Here is an 18,424-nt window from a genome sequence, read left to right as displayed (position 1 = left end):
GATCGACGGGTGGTGCGCCGAGGAGGGCGTGGCGTGGGCTTGGGAGCAGTGCACTCCGCGGCACGCCGTCAGCAGCACCGACCCCGCGACCAGCCCCGCCACACGCGCTCGCGCGCCGCCGGGCCAACGGAGAATTTGCGCGGGTAACAGCGCCGCCAGCAGACAGACCGGCACCAACCACCCCACGCGATACAACATCCACGGAACAAGCGCTCTACCGGCGAGGGCAGACAGGCCGGGAACGAAAAGCAGCAACGCCGGCAGCAGGGAGAGAGCCAGCAAGGCCGCGAAGGCAGGCTGGTGTTTTCGCCGCCAGGCCAACCACAGCCCAGGCAGCGCAAGCAGGGCCGGTGGACCGAAAACAGCCGCCGGGTTCACCACCGCCCAGCCGCTTTCAATCCACAACAGGCGGCCGAGTCTCGCGTGGGCAGCCACCACCGGGTTGTCCGGGGCCAGCATCGAGATTCCCTGCGCCTTGAACACGGGCCCCAGCGATAAGCCCTGCCACAGCGGAAAGATCAAGGGCAGGCCCAGGGCCAAGACCAGGGCGGGCAGACACGCCACCACCGATCGGCTGCCGCCGTTGCTCCACGACGCCACCATCAGCACCAGCACCCCAAGGCAGGTCACGGCATAGACAAGTCCGTGTACACAGGCCGTCGCCAAAGCGCAGGCAAACAAAAGCAGCGCCGCCAGGCTCGAGGGTCGGCGCAGGTATATCCAACTCAGCGCCAAGGTAGCCGGAGCAAGCGTCAGGCCGGCCACGAACTTGTCCTGGTACAAGCGCTTGAAAAACGGCAGCGCCTCGGTTCCGTAGAGCCACACCGGCACAAGCAGCAAGGCCAATGGCAATTCAACACGCCTGCCGAACAGGGCAGTGGCGAGGCAGGCCACGCCCGAAACCACCATGACGCAACAGCAGACCGCCAGCGGGCCGGCCTGAAGCGCGACCGGGTCGCCGCCGGTCACGCCGGCTACCAGCGCCTGCACGGCCAGCCACGCGTTCCAGCTGAATCTGGGGTGGACAAAACCCGAATCAAAAAACGGCTCGGCAAAGCCCCCCGCGCCCGACAACCACAACTGCAGGCGAGCTATATCCCACCAGTCGTCTACCGTGGCGCCGGCGTGAGCCAGCACGACGGGCAACAGCGCCAGCACGGCCAGCACGGCGGCCAGCCAAGCACGGCGCATGGCCGCGCGCTCACCGACACCCAACTCCGGCCACGCCCCGCGACCGCGTAGCAGCCCGCCAATTGAAACCGGCAGCAACAACGCCGCCAGCAACAACGGGGAGAGCTGCCAGGACAAGCCCAGCAGGGGAAGCGGCAGGCTGCCTGCGGCGAGCAGCAGCAAGCTCAGCGCCACTTCCAAGCACAAGCGGCCGGGCCCGGCCATCAGCAGTGCCAACTCCGGCGCGTCACCGGCGACCCGGTTCCCCGCCATACCCAGCCCCCGCAGGGCTTCGAGGGCCGATGCCCCGGGCAGCCACAGCAACAGCACGAGCAGAAACCAGGGCGGCAACAACGGCCACCAACCCAACGCCCCGGCCAACGCCAGCAACAGCAGCCCTTTACTGGTAGCGCGTCTGGCCACGCCTCAGTTCATGTACCCGAGGTCGCGCAGTCGGTCCATGATCTCTTCTTCCTCGTCTTCGTTGAAGGGCTTCACGCCGTCGGGGGACTGCGCCGAGCTGCCACCGCCCAGGTTCGGCGGGTTGGCCGCAAGCCAGTCGGGAGTGAACAGCGATTCGAGCACGCGCCCGTCGAGATCCCCCGGCACCTGGCGGCCGAGCATGTGCATGAGCGTCGGCGCGAGGTCCACCACCCCACCGCCGGCGAATGCCTGCCCACGCTCTACGCCGGGCCCGTGGGCCACCAGCAGACCCTGGTCACGGTGCATCCCGGAGTAGCGGTAAGTATGATCCCAGACCCTGCTCGAGCCAAAATCGGAAAGCCCAAAAAAGATGTCGGCCGGGTCCTCGGGCAGCAGGAGAAGGTCGGGAGCCTCTTCAAATCTCTCGCCGTGATAAACGTCCTCGCGTCGCAGGCAGCGCTTGACCAACGGGCGTCCCAGCTCTGGATCGACGTAATCGAGCAATGCGTGTTCAAGTTCGTCGCGTAATTTTTCGTACTCGGCTCCGGGCTCCACGCAGCCCTGGGGCTCGCGCCCCTTGAGGTTAACGAACAGGGAGCCGTAGTGTCGGCCAAAAGAATACGCACGCGAACGACTCCAGTCGACGTTGAGAAACGAAAGAAAAAACCGTTTCAACAGTCCATCGAAGGAGTACACGTTCTTGTACTCGGCGTGGCGTGCGAGGCCCAGGCGGTCGACCAGCTTGTGTATGTTGCGCAGTGTAAACCCGCGCCGAAAAACAAAGGCCTTGAACCTGGTGGCAATGTCGTCCGAAAGGTGGATGAATCCCAGCTTGAGCAGAAGGTTGTTGAGCACCACGAAGCGCGACGCCCGGCCCATGCCGTGGTCTGACATGACCAGGATCCTGGCCTTGTCGCCCGCCTTGTCCACAAGCCGCCCGATGTCGGCATCGAGCCGGGAAAAATAACGCAGCACGGGCTTTGACCAATCGCCCTCGCGGCCTTCCCTCCAGGGGTGCCCCTCGTCGAGAAAATGGTAGACCTGGTGAAGGACCCTGTCGGTGTCGAAGTAGACGCCCATGAAGAGGTCCCAGTCTTCGCGCTCCATCAAGTGAAGGTTGCTGCGGGTGAGCATTTCGAGCAGTTCGTCCGAAGCGCGAAAGAAGGCCTTCGATCGGCCCGCCGACCAGGTCTCTGAAGGGTAGATGCGGTAGTTACCGACCACATCATCAAGCTCGCGGGCCAGCTCGCGGGGCCAGGTGTAATCGCGGGCAAAGTACGGAGTCATCCAACCGCTCACCATTACGCCGTTCACTTCTTCGACCGGGTAAGACACCGGCAGGTTAACCACGCAAACCCTGTCGCCCCTTTCCGAGAGCATGCGCCACAGGGTTTTGCCGCTGCGCATGGTCGTGTTGACGGGCGGAAACACGTAGTCGTCGGCGCGACGGTAGAGAAAATCGTAGATGCCCGTGTTACCGGGATTCCGGCCGGTAGAAAACGTGGTCCACGACGGCCCGGAGGTCGGCGGCATGGTCGAATCCAGCGGCCCGGCCGTTCCCTCACGGATGAGCCGCGCGAGATTGGGCATGATTCCCTGCTCTGCCCAGCGGCTGACGAGGTCCCAGGGAACCCCGTCCAAACCAATTACGAGCACCCGGACACCCACGGCGGCAGATACTAGGTGGCCCCGGCTATCTTCTCAACAGCCCTGTCACGAGCTTCGTCGGCGCGGCGGCCGTTGAGCTTGTCGTTGCCTCTGCCCGCGGACGAAACACTCCCCAGCAGGCGTCTCAACAGCCAGCGCGGCGCGCGGTAAGCGATCTGGGCCGGCCCCAGCGAGGCGAGATAGCTTTCGAACAGGTGCACGATGGCAGCCGGCTCGGAAAACAAGCCCACCTGTAACACCGGTTCGGCGCCAGAGTCGCCCGCCCTCACTGGGCTCGCACACCAGGCCAGTAACGGCGCCGCAACGGCCGACACCGTCCAGGCCTCGCGCGCCTCGCGGGTACAGGCCAACGAAGCAGCCGCCAGGCGCGCAGGATCATCGACCAACGCCAGCAACGACTCGGCCAGGCCCTCGGCGCTGCGCCCGGTGATGGCAAAGGACAGTCCCCGCTGCACCAGGTCGCGGCCAGCTTGGCTACGATAGGTCGTCAACACCGGCACGCCGTGGGCCATCCACTGCACTACCCTGTTTTCTGCTCCCAGTTGCCGCTCGTAGAGATCTTTTTCGACGACCAGCCCAACGTCGGACCGCCGGTAGACCTCGGCGAGAACCGAGTCTTCGACCCGGCCGAGCAGGTGGTATCTGTCGCGCCGTCCACTGCCCTCGACGAGGTCAAGAAAATGCCGCCAGGTTACACTGTCGTGGCCTTCCACCTCGCCGCCCGTTACGAGCAGGTGCAGCGAAGTGTTCTCGGCCATGGCCGAATCAACGCCGTCAAACAGCAGGTCTACGTCACACCAGGTATTGAAGCTGCCAGCCCAAGCCGCCACGAAGGCGTCGTCGGGCAGCTCGCTCAGAATTCCGCTATCGGCTTCGTCGCTGCGCTCTTCCGGAGGCACTGCCGCGCAGCGAATGACTTCTACCAGCCGTTCACCAGCAGTGGCAGAAGACAGCCTCCCCGCCAAACCCAGCTGGCCGACCAGCGCGTCAGCCTGGGCCTGCGAAACAGCCGAGAACCTGTCGGCCCCGGCCAGAACCGGCCCCAGCAGGCTCCAGAAGTGAAGCAGGCAACTATCGTCACCAAGCAACGCGGCCTTGGCCTGGGCTTCGGCCATCAGGTCTCCCATCAGGTCTGCCCAGGCAGGCAATCCCAGCTCCAGGCGCAGGGCCAGCGAGCTGCCGTAAGCCGTGCATCCAACCACTGCGCTGGCCCCGAAGTCTCGAGCCACAGTAGCGAGGGAACCCGCCGCGAAATCGGGCTCAGGGGCCGCCAGTGCAAGCACGCCCGGTGCGATCGTATTGGCGTCTGCAAGTGAAGCCCCGGGCACGGCCGCGTGGTCGAGATACAGAAGCAGCAGTTCGTGGCCGGCCTCTGCCAGCGCCCCGGCAAAGTGCCCGCTGCGCAAACCCGGGCCGCAGTGAGAACTACCAGCCATCAGCGAGGGCAGGCCTACGCCCACGAGGCAGATCCTGCTCATCGGCCGTGCCTCCCGGGACCCTTGAAACCCGGCCGGACGGCGGCAGTAAGCATATGCGAAGGCGTCCCTGCAGCGGCCTTCTGCCGACCGGCGGATACATCGCCGCGCAGGCAGGCCAGCCAGGCTCCCAGTGCAGACAGCAGTTGTTCGCGACTGCGCAGCGAGGCCAGCCACTTGAGCTCCGCGGCTATGAAACCAAGCCGCCGCCCTCTGCCCAGCAGGTGAAGAAACGCAAACCTGACTCGCCCACGATGATAACGGTCGAGATACAAACGGCTGCCGGCGCCTGAACTGGCAGCCTCTTCATGCAGCCCCTCGCTCGCAGGCACGTAGACCACCCGGTAACCCTGCTCACGAGCACGCACGCAGTAGTCGACCTCTTCGAAATAAACAGGGTGATAGCCCTCGTCCATCGGCCCCAGCTGCGACCATGCATCCACGCTGAGGGCACACAGTGCCCCGGTGACGTAGTCAACGTCCCGCGCTTGGAGCTTGCCAGCTTCGTTGGCGCCGCGACCGCGGCCCATGTGATCAGTGAGTCCGTTGACGTGGACCACTCCGCCGGCGTGTTGAATCAGCAGCCCCCGGGCGTCGAACAGCGTCGCGCCCGCCACGGCCACTCGCTTTCCGGGCTCCAACAGCGCCGCAACAAGTGGGGCCAGCCAGCCCGGCCTTACCACGCAGTCCTGGTTGACCAACGCCACGACCCGGGGCCCGCGCCCGTCCCTGCCGAGCAGCCATCGCATTCCCAGGTTTACTCCACCCGCAAAACCAAGGTTGCGGCCACTTTTCAGCACAGTGACAGGAGAGAAACGCGCCGCGACTTCTTCAACTTCGTCGGCCAGGCCGCCGTTGTCCACGAGTACAATTTCCGCTGACGGATCCGTTTCGGCCTTTAGCGCCTGCACGCAATCGAACAGGTACGTACCGGCACGGTAGGCCACCACGATCACCGCAACATCAGCTCCGGTGAAACCAACGCCGGTCTCTTGGACCGCGCTCACGCGGCCACTTCCCCGCCGCCCCGCTGGAGCTGAACTTCGTATGCTGCGAGCACCGCGCCCACATCGCCAACCGCCGCCACCCTGCCCTCGTGCAGCCAGAGAGCGGTGTCGGCCTGCGCCCTTACCAGTTCGAGATCGTGGCTCACCAGCACCACGGCCGTACCCTGCTCGCGCAGGCGGTCGATGCGATCGCTGCAGCGCAGCCTGAAGTTAGCGTCTCCAACGGCCAGCGCTTCGTCGACGAGCAGCAGCGCCGGAGGCACGGCGGTGGCCACGGAGAAGCCTAGACGCGCTACCATGCCCGAAGAATAGTTTTTGACCGCCGTATCCATCGAATCCTGGAGCCCGGCAAAATCGACCATGGCGTCGAACAGTCCGGCGACCCGGCGGCGGTCGAGACCGAGCATGGCGCCATAGAGAAAGACGTTCTCGCGCCCCGTGAGTTCAAGGTCGAAGCCCGCCCCCATTTCTACCAGCGGAGCTATGGCACCAGCCACCGATACACGGCCTTCGCTGGGCGGAACTATCCCCGCGAGCACGCGCAGAAAAGTCGTTTTGCCGGCACCATTGTCGCCCACGACCCCGAGCAGCTCTCCCGCCCGCAGGGAAACTGTTATACCCGACAAGGCTTCGAACCAGCTCACGCGGCCCACGTGTCGGCGCCCGAGGAGCAGGTACTCGCGCAGGGACCGCACGCGGTGTGTTTCGGAGCGCAGGCGTACCCCCAGTTCTTCAACCTCCACGATACCGCGCTGCCCCGTCTTCGCGGGGGCCACTGTAGCCACTAGAGCCACGCGTAAAACCGCCTCTCAAGCCTGTGAAACAACAGCCAACCGATGGCGAGCACCGAGAACGAAAACGCCACGCACAACAGCGGCGCGCCGGCGGGAACAACAGAACCGTAAAGCGCTCCGCGCATGAGCAGCAGTATCCAGGCGAAGGGGTTGATGGCCGGCAACCACGACAAGTGTTCGGGCAACACAGATACCGGGTAAACAATGGGCGTTGCGTAGAACCAGAGCAGCAGGATACCCTCAAAAAAGTATCGAACGTCCTGAAAGAACAGGTTCACCGCCGCCAGCAGCAACGACACCCCACCCGTGAAGGCCAGCAGGCAGCCAAGAGCCAGCGCCAGCAGCCAGAAAGACGGGAGCGCCTGTGCGCCCGTCGCCAGGGCCACCAGCGGCAGCACCAACAGAGACAGCAGCAGATTAACGAAATTGGCCGCCACCACCGAGGCGGGAAACACCACCGTAGGTACGTAGACTTTACGCAGCACCGGCGAGGCGGCCAGGAGACTGTCGGCGGCCTGTATGCAGGCCAGCGAAAAAAAACCCCAGGGCAGGACCCCGGTTATTACGTAAAACGCGTAGTGGTCCACGCCGGCGAACACTTGTGAAAAAACCAGGCTGAGAATCACCATCGTCCCCAGCGGGTAGAAAAGGGTCCAGGCAAAGCCGAGTACCGAGCGGCGATAACGAACAGAAAGCGCTCTCGCGGCCAGCAACCACAAGCAGTCACTAAAGCGAGCCAGGCGGGCTAACGATGTCCCGCGTAGCATGGGAGCGCTATACGCCGGTGAAACTCTCACCGTGGGGCGCGCGCTGCCTCTCCCGGCTGCGCTGATACATGTGACCGGGCTATCACCGTGCGAAGGGCAAGCGCTAACTGGCCGCGGCCCATGCTGGCACCCTTGCGCCAGCTCCGTCTCGGCATAACCCAGCGCAGCAGAAGCTTGGCCAACAGTACAAACGCCATGCAACCGCGATAGCCGAGCAAACCGATCCTGCCCCAGCGACGACGCACGAAACGCAGCTGGCCCAGGTAGAACTCGGCAACCGGCCAGTCGCCGCTCAGCGCGGTACTGACGCCGCCCGGATCAAATACCCTGGTGCCACCCCATACAGCTACCCTGTGCCCCTGCCTGGCCAAGCGCCAGCACAGGTCTTCGTCTTCTTCGTAGAAGAAATAGTGTTCATCAAAACCACAGGCCCCCTCGAAGGCCCTGCGCCGCATCAACATGGTTGAAGCACTGATCCAGTCGACCTCGGTCAAATGACCTCCCTGGGCCTGGCACTCCCTGGACAACACAGCTACGCCACCGAGGCCGATGAGCGACGCTGCGTGGTTCCACGGGTTGAGAAACTTCATGCCCGGAAACCTGGGTCGGCCTTCGAGACCGATGGCCAGCGGCGCGACCGCGGCCAGCCCGGGATTGCGCTCGAGTACGGCCAGCAGTGCTGGCACGCTGCGGGGTGTGAGTTTTACCTCGCTGTTGAGAAACAGCAGGTATTCTCCGGCGGCAGCAAAGGCACCCTGGTTCGCTGCCGCAGCAAAACCCCGGTTCTCTCGATTGGATATCACGCGCAGGCGCCCGCCGGATCGAATACCCGGACGGCCGTTGCCCTGGGATCCGTTGTCAACGACTACCACCTCGCAGGCGAGATCGCCCAGCGCCTCATCGACTCGGCGCAGGCAGCTATGCAGGTAATCGGGAGTGTTGTGATGCACGACCACAACTGTGACCCGTGGCATGCCCGCCACGCGCGCGTACTGGTTATTTGCTGGTTCGGCCGCTGTCGACACCGTCGAAGAAAACCCGTCCGCCCCGGCCAGGCGACTCGCGCCACGATGTGGCGACGAAACCGATGGTCCAGACGGCAACCCCACATATGTACAGCGGACCGGCTATAAGAAAAAGCGGCAATTCAGATCGGCGGTAGCGCAGGAACCAGACCAGGCCCCGGCCGACCCTGCCGGGGAACAGCAACAGGCCCAGCAGCGGATTGCGGGCAAAACGGCTGCCCGGCATATCAGCCGAAAGTCTCGCGCGCGCCGAGCCGGCGCCGAGCAGCCACTGGTGCCGCAGCGCACGGGCCAGGCCCGCCGGGTGACGATGGCGGGCCCGCGCGCTGGGTACCAGGCGAGCACGGCCACCCGTGGCTCGCAGTGAATGCAACAAAGCCGTGTCCTCGCCCGGCCAGGCGTCTGGAAACCCCCCTGCCCGGTCGAAGGCTTCGGCCCGACACAACAGAGCCGCGGAGGCGAGCGGCCCGCACTCGCTCACCGGGGCACCACGGTCAAGCTCCTTGAACTCCAGGCTGTGGCGCAACCAGCTCACCAGGCCATGATTATCCCTGTCGATGCCAGCACCAGCCGCCACGAGGTCTTGCCCCTGCATGGCGATTTGCAACTCGCACAAAGCGCCGCTCTCGAGAGTGCAGTCAGCGTCTACGAACAGCAGTTGATCTACATCGCCAGCCATTCCCCTGCCGAGATTGCGAGCAGTACCGGCGAGCAAGCGCTCGGCCACTTCGACCACTTCGACTCCCGCGATCGATCGTGCCCTGCAAGCGGTGTCGTCTCCAGGTGAAACAACGACTATCACCCGTCGAGGTGATAGTGGTTGCTGGACGAGCAACGAGCGCAGTGTAGAAACAATGGTGCCGGCATTGCGCCAGGCCGGCACGATAGCAACGCAGTTGACAAGCGGAACGCTGGTAACGGTATCGCCGCTGTTCAGGCCGTCGGACCTTCGTCCTGCGTAACCCTCAGGACCTCGGCCACGCTGGTGACCCCGTTCTTGACCGTCCGCCAGCCGTCGTCCCTCAGCGACCTCATGCCCGACTCGACAGCCTTGTTCTTGATCTCGCTCGCCGAAGCGCGCGACAGTATCTGCGCGCGCGTCGAGTCGTCCACCTGTAGTAGTTCGTAGATACCGCATCGGCCACGAAAACCTGTCCCCGAGCACGCGGGGCAACCACCGGAGTCATAAACCGAGGACGCCGAGTCTTCCACCTCGGCCAACTCACCGGCCAGTTCCGAGCCGGCCTTGACCGGTTGCTTGCAGTCCGGACACAATCTCCGCACCAGGCGCTGGGCCATCACCCCAATCAACGAAGAGGCCAGCAGGTAGTCCTCCACTCCCATCTCCAGCAACCGCGAAATGGCTCCCGCAGCGTCGTTGGTGTGCAGGGTAGAAAACACCAGGTGACCGGTGAGGGCAGCCTGTATGGCGATCTCGGCGGTCTCGGCGTCGCGAATCTCACCGACCATGATCACGTCGGGGTCCTGGCGGACAATAGAACGCAAACCGCTAGCGAAAGTCAGGCCGATCTGCGACTTCACGTGTATCTGGTTAACGCCGGCAAGCTGGTATTCGACCGGGTCCTCGATAGTTATGATCTTCTTTTCCGACGAATTGATCTTGTCCAGGGCTGCGTACAACGTGGTCGTCTTACCGGAGCCGGTGGGCCCGGTCACCAGCACGAGCCCGTGCGGTTGGATGATCATCCCCGTAAATTCATCCAGCGTCGCCTGGGGCAGCCCGAGGCCCGTGAGGTCCACCGATATACTGGAGCGGTCCAGGATCCTCATGACCACGCTCTCGCCGTAAAGCGTAGGCAGGCTCGACACCCTGAGGTCGATCTCACGGCCGACCAGCCGCAGCTTGATACGACCATCCTGGGGCAAGCGACGCTCGGCGATGTTCAGTTTCGCCATGAGCTTGATCCTCGAGATTATGGCAGCCGCCTGGCTGCGCGGCGGCGAATCTATGTCGTGCAGCACCCCGTCCACGCGGTACCTTATACGCAGCTCGTTCTCGAAGGGCTCAACGTGAATATCCGACGCGCGTTGTTCGACCGCGCGCGACAGCACCTGGTTGACCAGCCTGATGACCGGAGCTTCGCTGGCCATGTCGCGCAAGTGCTCAACCGACTCCTCGTCCTCGTTAAGAAACTCGACCCCCTCTCCTTCCGTGTCGGTGCTCTCGAGAGTGCCGAACATGGTGTTGAACTTTTCCTGCAGGTCGCGCGGCCGGACCAGCACCGGGTTCACCCGCAAGCCGCTCACCTGTTGAACAGCTTCGACCACCGCCCTGTCCCCGGTATCGGCCATGGCCAGGGTAAGGCTACCATTCTCGATGCGCATGGGAAGGATACGGGCACCTCGCATAAATTCGAGCGACACACCCGGGACTTCGGCAGGAGGGTCGGGAATCGCGTCGGCTTCGACCAGCTCTACTCCGTGGTAAGCCGAGAGTATGGGGAGCAGGTCTTCCTCCGACAGGAAACCCAGGTCCACCAGCATACGCTCAATACGCTCGCCCTTCTCCAGCGACACGCGCCTTACGTTGCGGAGTTCTTCGGGGCTGACCTTGCCCGATTTGAGCAGGGCGTCCTCAAGACCGGACTGGACCGTTTTTTCGCCAGCCTCGCTTTCGATGCCTGTTTCTTCTTCGACTGTGCTTTCCACGACTACTCAGACTCCCGGTGTATGCAGCGATCCAGCCTCGCGGCCAGCTTTGATTTCAGGCGCTCATCTATCCTGCCTATGAACACGGCCTCGGTAGACGCGACCGCCTCCCCTAATTGTAACCAGTTAAGCTCCGTTCGCCCACACGTAAAATTAAAGAGGCACGCCCATTCGTGCCCAAAAAACCTGACGAGCCCCTTGGCACGGTACACAGCGCCCGGCAGACGGGCCAGGACTTTCTCGAAAGAACGCCTGTCCAGGGGGCGCTTTGTGCTCCAGCTGAAGGTAGATATGCCATCTGCGTCGCCCCTGCTCTCGCTTTTGCCGGGGCCAGCAGCAGCCTCGCGGCGACGTTTAACCGCCACCCCGAAGAGCAGATCGCTGTCCACCGCACCTTGCTCACAGTCCATTATAAGCGCCCGCGGGTTGCTCCAGGCCAGTTTTCGCCGTAACCAGGCCAGCCTCGTCCGGCCCACGAGGTCAGTCTTGTTGACGACCAGGAAGTCCGCACCCTTCAATTGCCGGTCAACAACCCTGCTGCGCCAGCGCGATTTAGCCACGGCGGCCGCATCGACCACGGTGATAACCGCGTCGATGCCCATACCGCAAGCCGTGACCCTGTCGACCACCGGGCCGGGGTCGGCTACACCAGTGGTCTCGATAATGATCAGGGACGGGTCTACGGTTTCAACGACCTCGCGCATGGCGAGGTCAAAACGAAAGTCGTCGATCGTGCAGCACACGCAACCACTGTTGAGCTCGACCATGGCCTCGACGTGTTCGAGCCCAGAAACCACTCGCCCATCGATGCCGATGTCGCCGAGCTCGTTCATCACGACGGCGACCTTCTCACCCTCGAGACCGTTGGCGAGCACGTGTCTGAGCAACGAGGTCTTGCCGGCCCCAAGAAACCCGGTGATCACGTCTACGGCAACACGCTTCACCCCGCGACTACTCTCCCGAGCGCCCGTACCTGTCATCGAGGCGAACAACGTCGTCAAGAAAAGGAGTCGAGACCTCCATAAGGTCGACCTCCTGTCTCGCTTCGAATCGATGACGCAAGCCCGGGCTGATGTGAAAGACCTCGCCCTCGACGAGCTCGATCACCGAGGGTGGGGAGTCATCGTCGCTCACGTGGAGATGAAGCGTGCCGCTGACCACGTATATCGTCTCTTCTTTTTTATCATGGTACTGGTAGCTGAGCGCTTGGCCCGCGTTGATGTGCAGCAGCTTGCCGACGTAATCGCCGGTGTGGGCCCATATGACTTCATGGCCCCAGGGTTTCTCCACCCTCGTGGTCGCGGCCGCCTTGTGATCGTTACCCATAGTTTTCAATCCTCTTCAGCCACGGTGGTCCCAGTCTCTAATCGCGACGCGTACATGCGCTCGTAGTAGCCGCGGTACTCGCCGCTGCGGACGTTATCCAGCCAGGCACTGTTGGCCTGGTACCACTCGATGGTAGCAGACAAGCCTTCGTCAAAGGCGATGTCGGCCTTCCACCCCAACTCGTTCCGCAAACGCGAAGGGTCGAGCGCGTATCGCCTGTCGTGCCCCGGCCTGTCGTCAACCTGGCGCATGAGGCTCTCGGGCTTGCCCAGGGCCGCCAGTATGCGCGAGCATACCTCGAGGTTGGTGAGTTCGCCTACCGCCGACACGTTGTAGACCCTGCCGCTTTGCCCCTTTTCGAGTACCAGCCTCAGCGCGTCGCAGTGATCGTCCACGTGTATCCAGTCGCGAACGTTGAGCCCGTCTCCGTAAATAGGGAGTATTTCGTCGGCCATGGCGTTGGCGATCAGCAAGGGGATGAGTTTCTCGGGAAACTGTCTCGGTCCGTAGTTGTTGCCGCAGCGGGTTATCACCGCGTCGAGCCCGTAGGTGCGCACCGAGGCACCGATGAGCATGTCGGCCGATGCCTTGGATGCCGCGTAGGGGCTGGAAGGAGCAAGTGGCCAGTCCTCGTCAAAAAGCCCGTCCTTGCCGAGACTGCCATACACCTCGTCGGTAGAAACCTGCAACAAGCGCAGGCCGGCAGCGACCGCGGCCTGTATGAGCACCATGGTTCCAAGCACATTGCTTTCTATGAACACCGCAGGGTTTTCTATGCTTCGATCCACGTGGGTCTCGGCCGCAAAGTTCACGATCGCGTCACAGCCCTGCACGGCGGCCTTCACGACGGCAGGATCGCAAATGGAGCCGTGCACGAAGCTCAACCCGTTCGACTCACCAAGGCCAGCCAGGTTTTCCATGTTGCCGGCGTAAGTGAGCGAGTCGAGAACCACCACCTCGTGACCGCCGGCCGCCAGCAGCCTGCGCACGAAGTTCGAGCCTATGAAACCCGCCGCGCCTGCGACCAGGATTTTCACCATGAAGACCTCCAGCCTTTATCTTCGCGACCGGCGAGGTAGCCGAGCAGGGCCTGGTCACGTTGCGTGGCTGACGACCCCAGGTCGACGAGCCCCGACAACTCTATCAGCAGTTTGAACTCGAGTTCGTCAGGGTTGATGGTGCTCGACACGCCGGCGTCCAGGGCCCAGCAGTCGCAGTCCCCGCCGAAGCGCAGCGACATGCCCTTTTCCAGGAACTTCTGACTGACAAAATCGTAGTCCAATTTAACCGCCAGTGTCGTCCGCTCAGTTAATCCCAGTGAAGCACGCGTCCTGAGAGAATCCGCCAGCCCATCCCTCACAAAATGATACGCGGCCAGTATCCGGCCCTGCCTGCCACCGAGTGCCGCGAGAGGAGAGCTGCTGTAATCCACCGCTGCTACCGCGCCGGTGAGAACGTTAAGCCCGGTATTATACGACGCCAGACCGCTGAAGGACAGGGACGAAGAGGGATCGACGGCCACGGCGAAGTCGAGGTCCGAAAAATGGTTACCCAGTACCTTTTCGTCCAGCCTGTAGCTTTGCGTGAGCGCCAGCATCGCCCGTTCCACCGGCAGGTTGCCGGGGCCATCGGCCCGAAGAAACCGCGACTCAAGGCCGAGGGTCGCCACCCGCTTGCCCTCGATTCGATCGACGCCATCCCACAGAGGTAACTCGGCGTGGCTACCACTGGTCCACGCCAGTCGCGCCACCGGTTCAAGCGTGTGGCGCATCAATCCGCCCTGCAGGCTATAGTCGCGGACGAGCACCGCCCTGGCGTCGACTCCAGCTTCGCCCAGCCCGCGAATAGCCTGGGCCGAGAGCCTGCGTGCGGGCTGCTCTACGCCGTCGCGCCAGGTGCTGCGATCGTCAAAACTATAGCCGGTAAGCCGCCCCCTCATCCACGACGAAACGTCTATCGCACCGCCTGTAAGCAGGGGCACCTCGAACCCGGCCACGGTGTCGAGGCGCTGGCCGTCGGCCCCCTGTCGCCGCCTGAAATAGTCTGCTGTGGCCGAGAATGAATACGAGCCGCTGCCCACTCCTCCGTCTTCCCGCAGCCAGGCGCCGATCGGCCGCTGGGCCGTGAACCTGCGGCTACCGCCCGGACCGTAGAAATCACGGTAGAGCGAACTGCTCAGCCCGTAGCTCCGATAACCATCCGCGCCCATGACACCAGCCGTCGAATCGGCGTAACGGCGGCTATCACGCAACTGCTGTTCGAGGTCGGTTCTGCCCCCGGGACTGACCTCCCTGAAATAGAGATCGTCGCTGACAGCCATGTAGTCGGCATACAGCAACAAGCCCGAGTCCAGTCCCTGGCGATGCTTGCCCTGTATGCTGCCGCGATCATTTGGTATCTGCCGGTTCCTGAGCTCGGGCGAGACGATTTCTGATTCCTGGTCACCGCGAACGCTCTCGTTGAAGTACTCAACGCTCAGAACGCCGGTAGTTTTACGGGATGGGCGATAGCGGTACTCGCCGGTGCCACCGATCCTGGCCGACGTCTCAACGTCTACACTGAAGGTCGCGTCGCGGTGCTTGTCGATGGCCCAGAAGAACGGCTGCGAATACAGGAAGCCACGATCATTCGAAGTCCCTATGCGGGGGAACAGCAGGCCGGATTCGCGGCCGAGCTTACTCGGCAGGGCCACGTAGGGCAGGTAGAGAACCGGAACTCCCCGCACGCGGAACGATGCGTTGTTGATCCTGGCGTAGCCGTCAAGGTCAACGTCGATCTCTGACCCCGATATAGACCAGTCAGGCGAGGCACCTTCCTGCCGTTCGCAGGTGCTGTAGTAGCCTCGTTTTACGCTGAAGTTGCGATCCGAGGTTTTCTCGATCCGGTCGCCGCCGAACCACGCCGAGTTGTCCTTCAACCAGGCCTCGACGTCTTCGAACACACCGGTTTCATGGTCGAGCAGAAGCTTCGCGCTGGATGCACGAAATTCCATGTCGGGGCTGCTCAGGCTGATCCCCGACCGCGCCCAGAGCACGCCGCGCTCCTGCTCAAAACTCAGCGAACCAGCCTCCAGGAGCTTCTCGCCCCAGGTCGCGCGCACGCTGCCCTCGGCGGCCAGCAACCCACCATCATTTTCGTAAGAGATACTGTCGGCCTCGACCGAAACCTCCGCGGCCCGCGCGCCCCCGATCGAGCCGAACAACAGCAGGACAAAAATACCGAACAACAGCCGCAATAAACCGCGTCCCGCGTTGGCCCCGCCGCTACACATCAAAGGCGTCCCTTCCCGCCGCCTCTCGGTAGAGCTCACCAACGAGAAAAATCGACCCGGTGACCAGCACGCTGCCCTCGCGCCCAGCCGCGCTTCGCGCGCTGAGCAGACCGGCGCGGGCTGTCTCGGCGAGTTTCCACGGAAGCAGTCCATCGGCAAGCTCAACCAGCTGCCCTGGATCAAGACCGCGCGGGCTGTCTACTGGTACAAGCACCACCCGGTCTGCGATCGGGAACAACGAACAGGCCATCTCCCCCCAGTCCTTGTCGGCCATGACCCCGATCACGAATACCAGCGGTCGCGGTAGGTCCAGCTCGCACAGTTCCTCTACGAGGAGACTCACCGATTGCGGGTTGTGGGCCACGTCGAGTACTACCCTCGGCTCGTTAGCCACGGTCTCCAGGCGTCCGGGCCAGCGCACGTTCTCCAGGCCCAACCGTAACTTCTCGTCATCGACGGGAAAGCGATCGGCCAGTACTCGAATCACCGCTGCGGCGAGGCCGGCGTTGTGGCGTTGGGCCTTACCCTCCAGCCCGCTTCCCGAGCGGGGGCCGAAGTCCCTGCCCCAGCGCAGCCAGCGCGACCCGAGTTCGCGGGCCACTCCGCCGATCACAACCTGGGGGCCCGGTTGCATACGACCGGTCACCACCGGCACACCGGCGCGTATAATACCCGCCTTTTCCTTCGCGATTTCTTCTTCGCTGTCGCCCAGCCACTCGCAGTGGTCCAACCCTATGCTGCTTATCACCGAGGCCACGCTGTCTACGACGCTCGTCGCGTCGAGCCTGCCTCCCAGGCCGGTTTCAAAAATTGCCATATCGAGATCAGCGAGATTGAATTCCAACAGGGCCATCAGTGTTCCGAACTCAAAGAAGGTAAGCTCTGCATCGACTTGGCTGCTGGCCCACTTGACGCGTTCGACCAGGTCAACGACTCGGCCTTCATCAATGAATTCGGTGCCAACCCTGATGCGCTCCCTGAAAGTTTGCAGGTGGGGTGAGGTAAACAGCCCGCAGCGATAGCCGGCCTCGCTGTAGACCGAGTGAATCATGGCTGCCGTAGAGCCCTTGCCGTTGGTGCCTGCCACCTGGATGGCGGGTAGTCCCCGTTCTGGATTGCCCAGGACGTCGAGGGCCGCGCGCAGCCGCTCCAGACGAAAATCCATTCCCCGCAGGGCATCCAGCGAATACAGCCAGTCTATCGTCTGCTCGTATTCGCCCACGCCCGGTCAGCCGTCTATTCCGCGGCGCAGGTCGGAGACGAATCGTCCAGCCTCGGCCGCGCATCGCGCCGCGCCCGCTTCGTGCATCGTTTTAACAAGGGCAGAGCCAACGATAACCAGGTCGGCGTAATTCGCGACGGCGCGGGCCTGTTCCGGGGTAGAAATACCAAATCCAACGCCGACCGGCAGATCGCACAACTCGCGCAACCGCGCCACCTTCGCCGGAACGTCGGTGGACAGGCTCGACCGCGCGCCGGTCACCCCGGTGACAGACACGAAATAAACGAAGCCGGACGAGCAACGCGACACTGCCTTTATGCGCGAATCGTCGCTGGTCGGGGCCAACAGAAAAATCCTGTCCATCCCGTTGGAGCGACATGCGGACACCATGCCCCTGGCTTCCTCGGGAGGCAGATCTACGCAGAGCACGCCGTCGGCACCGGCGCTGGCTGCATCGCGGGCAAAAGCTTCTTCACCGTAGTGGAAAAACGGATTGTAGTAGCCGAACAATACCAGGGGTACGTCGGTCCTCGCACGCAGCGAGGCGACCATTTCGAGTATCCCGTGCAGGCTGGTTCCGGCCTCCAACGCCCGCTGGCTCGACGCCTGTATGACCGGACCATCTGCCATGGGATCAGAAAACGGCACGCCCAACTCAATTATATCGGCACCGGCGTCAACCGCGGCGAGTACAGCGTCGTGGGTCTGATCTATGCCCGGATCGCCAACCGAGAAAAACGGTACCAGTGCCGTTCGACCCTCGGCCGACAGCTTGTCGAGGCAGCGTTTGATCCGCTTTTTGCCTCTCGCCATGACGCTTCAGACCTCGACCCCGAGATGCTCAGCAACCGCCGGCATGTCCTTGTCTCCACGGCCCGACAGGTTGACCACCACCACCGCATCGCGGGGCATGGCCGGTACCACTTCCATGGCGTGGGCAACGGCGTGGGCGCTCTCAAGCGCCGGTATGACGCCCTCGAGCCTGCTCAACAGCTGCAGGGCTTCGAGTGCCTGGCTATCGGTGACCGCAACGTAACTGGCCCGCCCATTGTCGTGCAGCCACGAATGTTCGGGGCCGACCCCGGGATAGTCCAGCCCCGGCGCTATGGAGTGGGCCTCGCGCACCTGTCCCAGCTCGTCCTGCAGCAGGTAGGTCTTCTTGCCGTGCAACACGCCGGGAGAGCCCCGGCTTATGGATGCCGCGTGCGGACCCGCATCGAGGCCACCGCCGGCCGCCTCCACGCCGGTCATCGCCACCGACTCGTCCTTGATGAAGGGGTAGAACAGACCCATCGCGTTGCTGCCACCGCCTACACAGGCAACCAACAGGTCGGGCAGCTTACCCTCGGCCTTGAGTACCTGCCGTCGCGCCTCCTTGCCGATGACCGACTGAAAATCCCGAACAATCAGCGGGTAAGGATGCGGACCCATCGTGGAGCCCACCAGGTAGTAGGTATCGGCGATGTTGGTTACCCAGTCTCGCATGCACTCGTTTATTGCGTCCTTGAGCGTGCAGCTGCCTGATTCGACCCGGTGTACCCGCGCCCCGAGCAACTGCATGCGAAACACGTTGAGTTTCTGCCGCTCGATGTCTTCCGAGCCCATG

At 63.3% G+C, this 18,424-nt stretch carries 16 protein-coding genes; all 16 read right to left on the bottom strand.

Annotated elements, in window-relative coordinates; translation table 11 throughout:
- Positions 1-1,593, bottom strand: a 1,593-nt coding sequence (locus EYQ35_05665; protein HIF63625.1) for a hypothetical protein, incomplete at its 3' end; no start/stop codon positions are given.
- A 3-nt stretch (positions 1,594-1,596) separates the two neighbouring features.
- The gene (locus tag EYQ35_05660) at positions 1,597-3,261 is read right to left on the bottom strand and encodes a hypothetical protein (GenBank protein ID HIF63624.1); all 1,665 of its coding nucleotides are present in this window, start codon (positions 3,259-3,261) and stop codon (positions 1,597-1,599) included.
- 11 nt (positions 3,262-3,272) lie between these two features.
- Positions 3,273-4,739, bottom strand: coding sequence for a glycosyltransferase (locus EYQ35_05655; protein ID HIF63623.1), 1,467 nt, complete (start codon positions 4,737-4,739; stop codon positions 3,273-3,275).
- On the bottom strand, positions 4,736-5,842 hold the full coding sequence (locus tag EYQ35_05650; GenBank protein ID HIF63622.1) for a glycosyltransferase family 2 protein: 1,107 nt from the start codon (positions 5,840-5,842) through the stop codon (positions 4,736-4,738). Before EYQ35_05650 ends, EYQ35_05655 begins: the two co-directional genes overlap by 4 nt.
- Positions 5,740-6,537: an ABC transporter ATP-binding protein gene (locus EYQ35_05645; GenBank protein ID HIF63621.1), complete on the bottom strand. Its 798-nt coding sequence runs from the start codon at positions 6,535-6,537 to the stop codon at positions 5,740-5,742. Before EYQ35_05645 ends, EYQ35_05650 begins: the two co-directional genes overlap by 103 nt.
- Positions 6,528-7,304, bottom strand: a complete 777-nt coding sequence (locus EYQ35_05640) for an ABC transporter permease (protein ID HIF63620.1) — start codon at positions 7,302-7,304, stop codon at positions 6,528-6,530. Before EYQ35_05640 ends, EYQ35_05645 begins: the two co-directional genes overlap by 10 nt.
- Before the next feature lie 26 nt (positions 7,305-7,330).
- Positions 7,331-8,278 carry a glycosyltransferase family 2 protein gene (locus EYQ35_05635; protein ID HIF63619.1) on the bottom strand — a complete coding sequence of 316 codons (948 nt, stop codon included), beginning with the start codon at positions 8,276-8,278 and terminating at the stop codon, positions 7,331-7,333.
- Between the two features lie 22 nt (positions 8,279-8,300).
- Positions 8,301-9,467: a glycosyltransferase gene (locus EYQ35_05630; GenBank protein HIF63618.1), complete on the bottom strand. Its 1,167-nt coding sequence runs from the start codon at positions 9,465-9,467 to the stop codon at positions 8,301-8,303.
- Entirely contained in the window at positions 9,263-10,969 is a 1,707-nt protein-coding gene (gene gspE, locus EYQ35_05625; protein HIF63617.1) for a type II secretion system protein GspE, read from the bottom strand. The genes EYQ35_05630 and gspE overlap by 205 nt, the downstream gene beginning before the upstream one ends.
- Positions 10,970-11,001: 32 nt before the next feature.
- Complete coding sequence (locus tag EYQ35_05620; protein HIF63616.1) at positions 11,002-11,979, bottom strand: GTP-binding protein; 978 nt, start codon at positions 11,977-11,979, stop codon at positions 11,002-11,004.
- Entirely contained in the window at positions 11,951-12,325 is a 375-nt protein-coding gene (locus tag EYQ35_05615) for a cupin domain-containing protein (GenBank protein HIF63615.1), read from the bottom strand. Before EYQ35_05615 ends, EYQ35_05620 begins: the two co-directional genes overlap by 29 nt.
- A 5-nt stretch (positions 12,326-12,330) precedes the next feature.
- Entirely contained in the window at positions 12,331-13,362 is a 1,032-nt protein-coding gene (rfbB, locus tag EYQ35_05610) for a dTDP-glucose 4,6-dehydratase (GenBank protein HIF63614.1), read from the bottom strand.
- Positions 13,359-15,596: an LPS-assembly protein LptD gene (locus EYQ35_05605; protein HIF63613.1), complete on the bottom strand. Its 2,238-nt coding sequence runs from the start codon at positions 15,594-15,596 to the stop codon at positions 13,359-13,361. The genes rfbB and EYQ35_05605 overlap by 4 nt, the downstream gene beginning before the upstream one ends.
- Positions 15,589-16,761 carry a bifunctional folylpolyglutamate synthase/dihydrofolate synthase gene (locus EYQ35_05600; GenBank protein ID HIF63612.1) on the bottom strand — a complete coding sequence of 391 codons (1,173 nt, stop codon included), beginning with the start codon at positions 16,759-16,761 and terminating at the stop codon, positions 15,589-15,591. Before EYQ35_05600 ends, EYQ35_05605 begins: the two co-directional genes overlap by 8 nt.
- A gap of 63 nt (positions 16,762-16,824) precedes the next feature.
- Positions 16,825-17,631: a tryptophan synthase subunit alpha gene (locus EYQ35_05595; protein HIF63611.1), complete on the bottom strand. Its 807-nt coding sequence runs from the start codon at positions 17,629-17,631 to the stop codon at positions 16,825-16,827.
- Positions 17,632-17,637: 6 nt separating this feature from the next.
- A partial coding sequence (gene trpB / locus EYQ35_05590) for a tryptophan synthase subunit beta (GenBank protein HIF63610.1) occupies positions 17,638-18,424 on the bottom strand: 787 nt, incomplete at its 5' end.

The sequence above is a fragment of the Candidatus Binatota bacterium genome, assembly GCA_012960245.1.
Classification (GTDB): domain Bacteria; phylum Desulfobacterota; class Binatia; order UBA1149; family UBA1149; genus UBA1149.
Note: the sequence above shows the minus strand (reverse complement) of the source record. Positions and strands in the feature narration are given on the sequence as shown.

Excerpts from the sequence above, each read along its gene's own strand:
- EYQ35_05600 (HIF63612.1), bottom strand. The coding sequence starts at position 16,761 with ATGGATTTTCGTCTGGAGCGGCTGCGCGCGGCCCTCGACGTCCTGGGC.
- EYQ35_05635 (HIF63619.1), bottom strand. The coding sequence starts at position 8,278 with ATGCCACGGGTCACAGTTGTGGTCGTGCATCACAACACTCCCGATTAC.
- EYQ35_05620 (HIF63616.1), bottom strand. The coding sequence starts at position 11,979 with ATGACAGGTACGGGCGCTCGGGAGAGTAGTCGCGGGGTGAAGCGTGTT.
- EYQ35_05630 (HIF63618.1), bottom strand. The coding sequence starts at position 9,467 with ATGCGGTATCTACGAACTACTACAGGTGGACGACTCGACGCGCGCGCA.
- EYQ35_05640 (HIF63620.1), bottom strand. The coding sequence starts at position 7,304 with ATGCTACGCGGGACATCGTTAGCCCGCCTGGCTCGCTTTAGTGACTGC.
- EYQ35_05605 (HIF63613.1), bottom strand. The coding sequence starts at position 15,596 with ATGTGTAGCGGCGGGGCCAACGCGGGACGCGGTTTATTGCGGCTGTTG.
- EYQ35_05595 (HIF63611.1), bottom strand. The coding sequence starts at position 17,631 with ATGGCGAGAGGCAAAAAGCGGATCAAACGCTGCCTCGACAAGCTGTCG.
- EYQ35_05655 (HIF63623.1), bottom strand. The coding sequence starts at position 4,739 with ATGAGCAGGATCTGCCTCGTGGGCGTAGGCCTGCCCTCGCTGATGGCT.
- EYQ35_05615 (HIF63615.1), bottom strand. The coding sequence starts at position 12,325 with ATGGGTAACGATCACAAGGCGGCCGCGACCACGAGGGTGGAGAAACCC.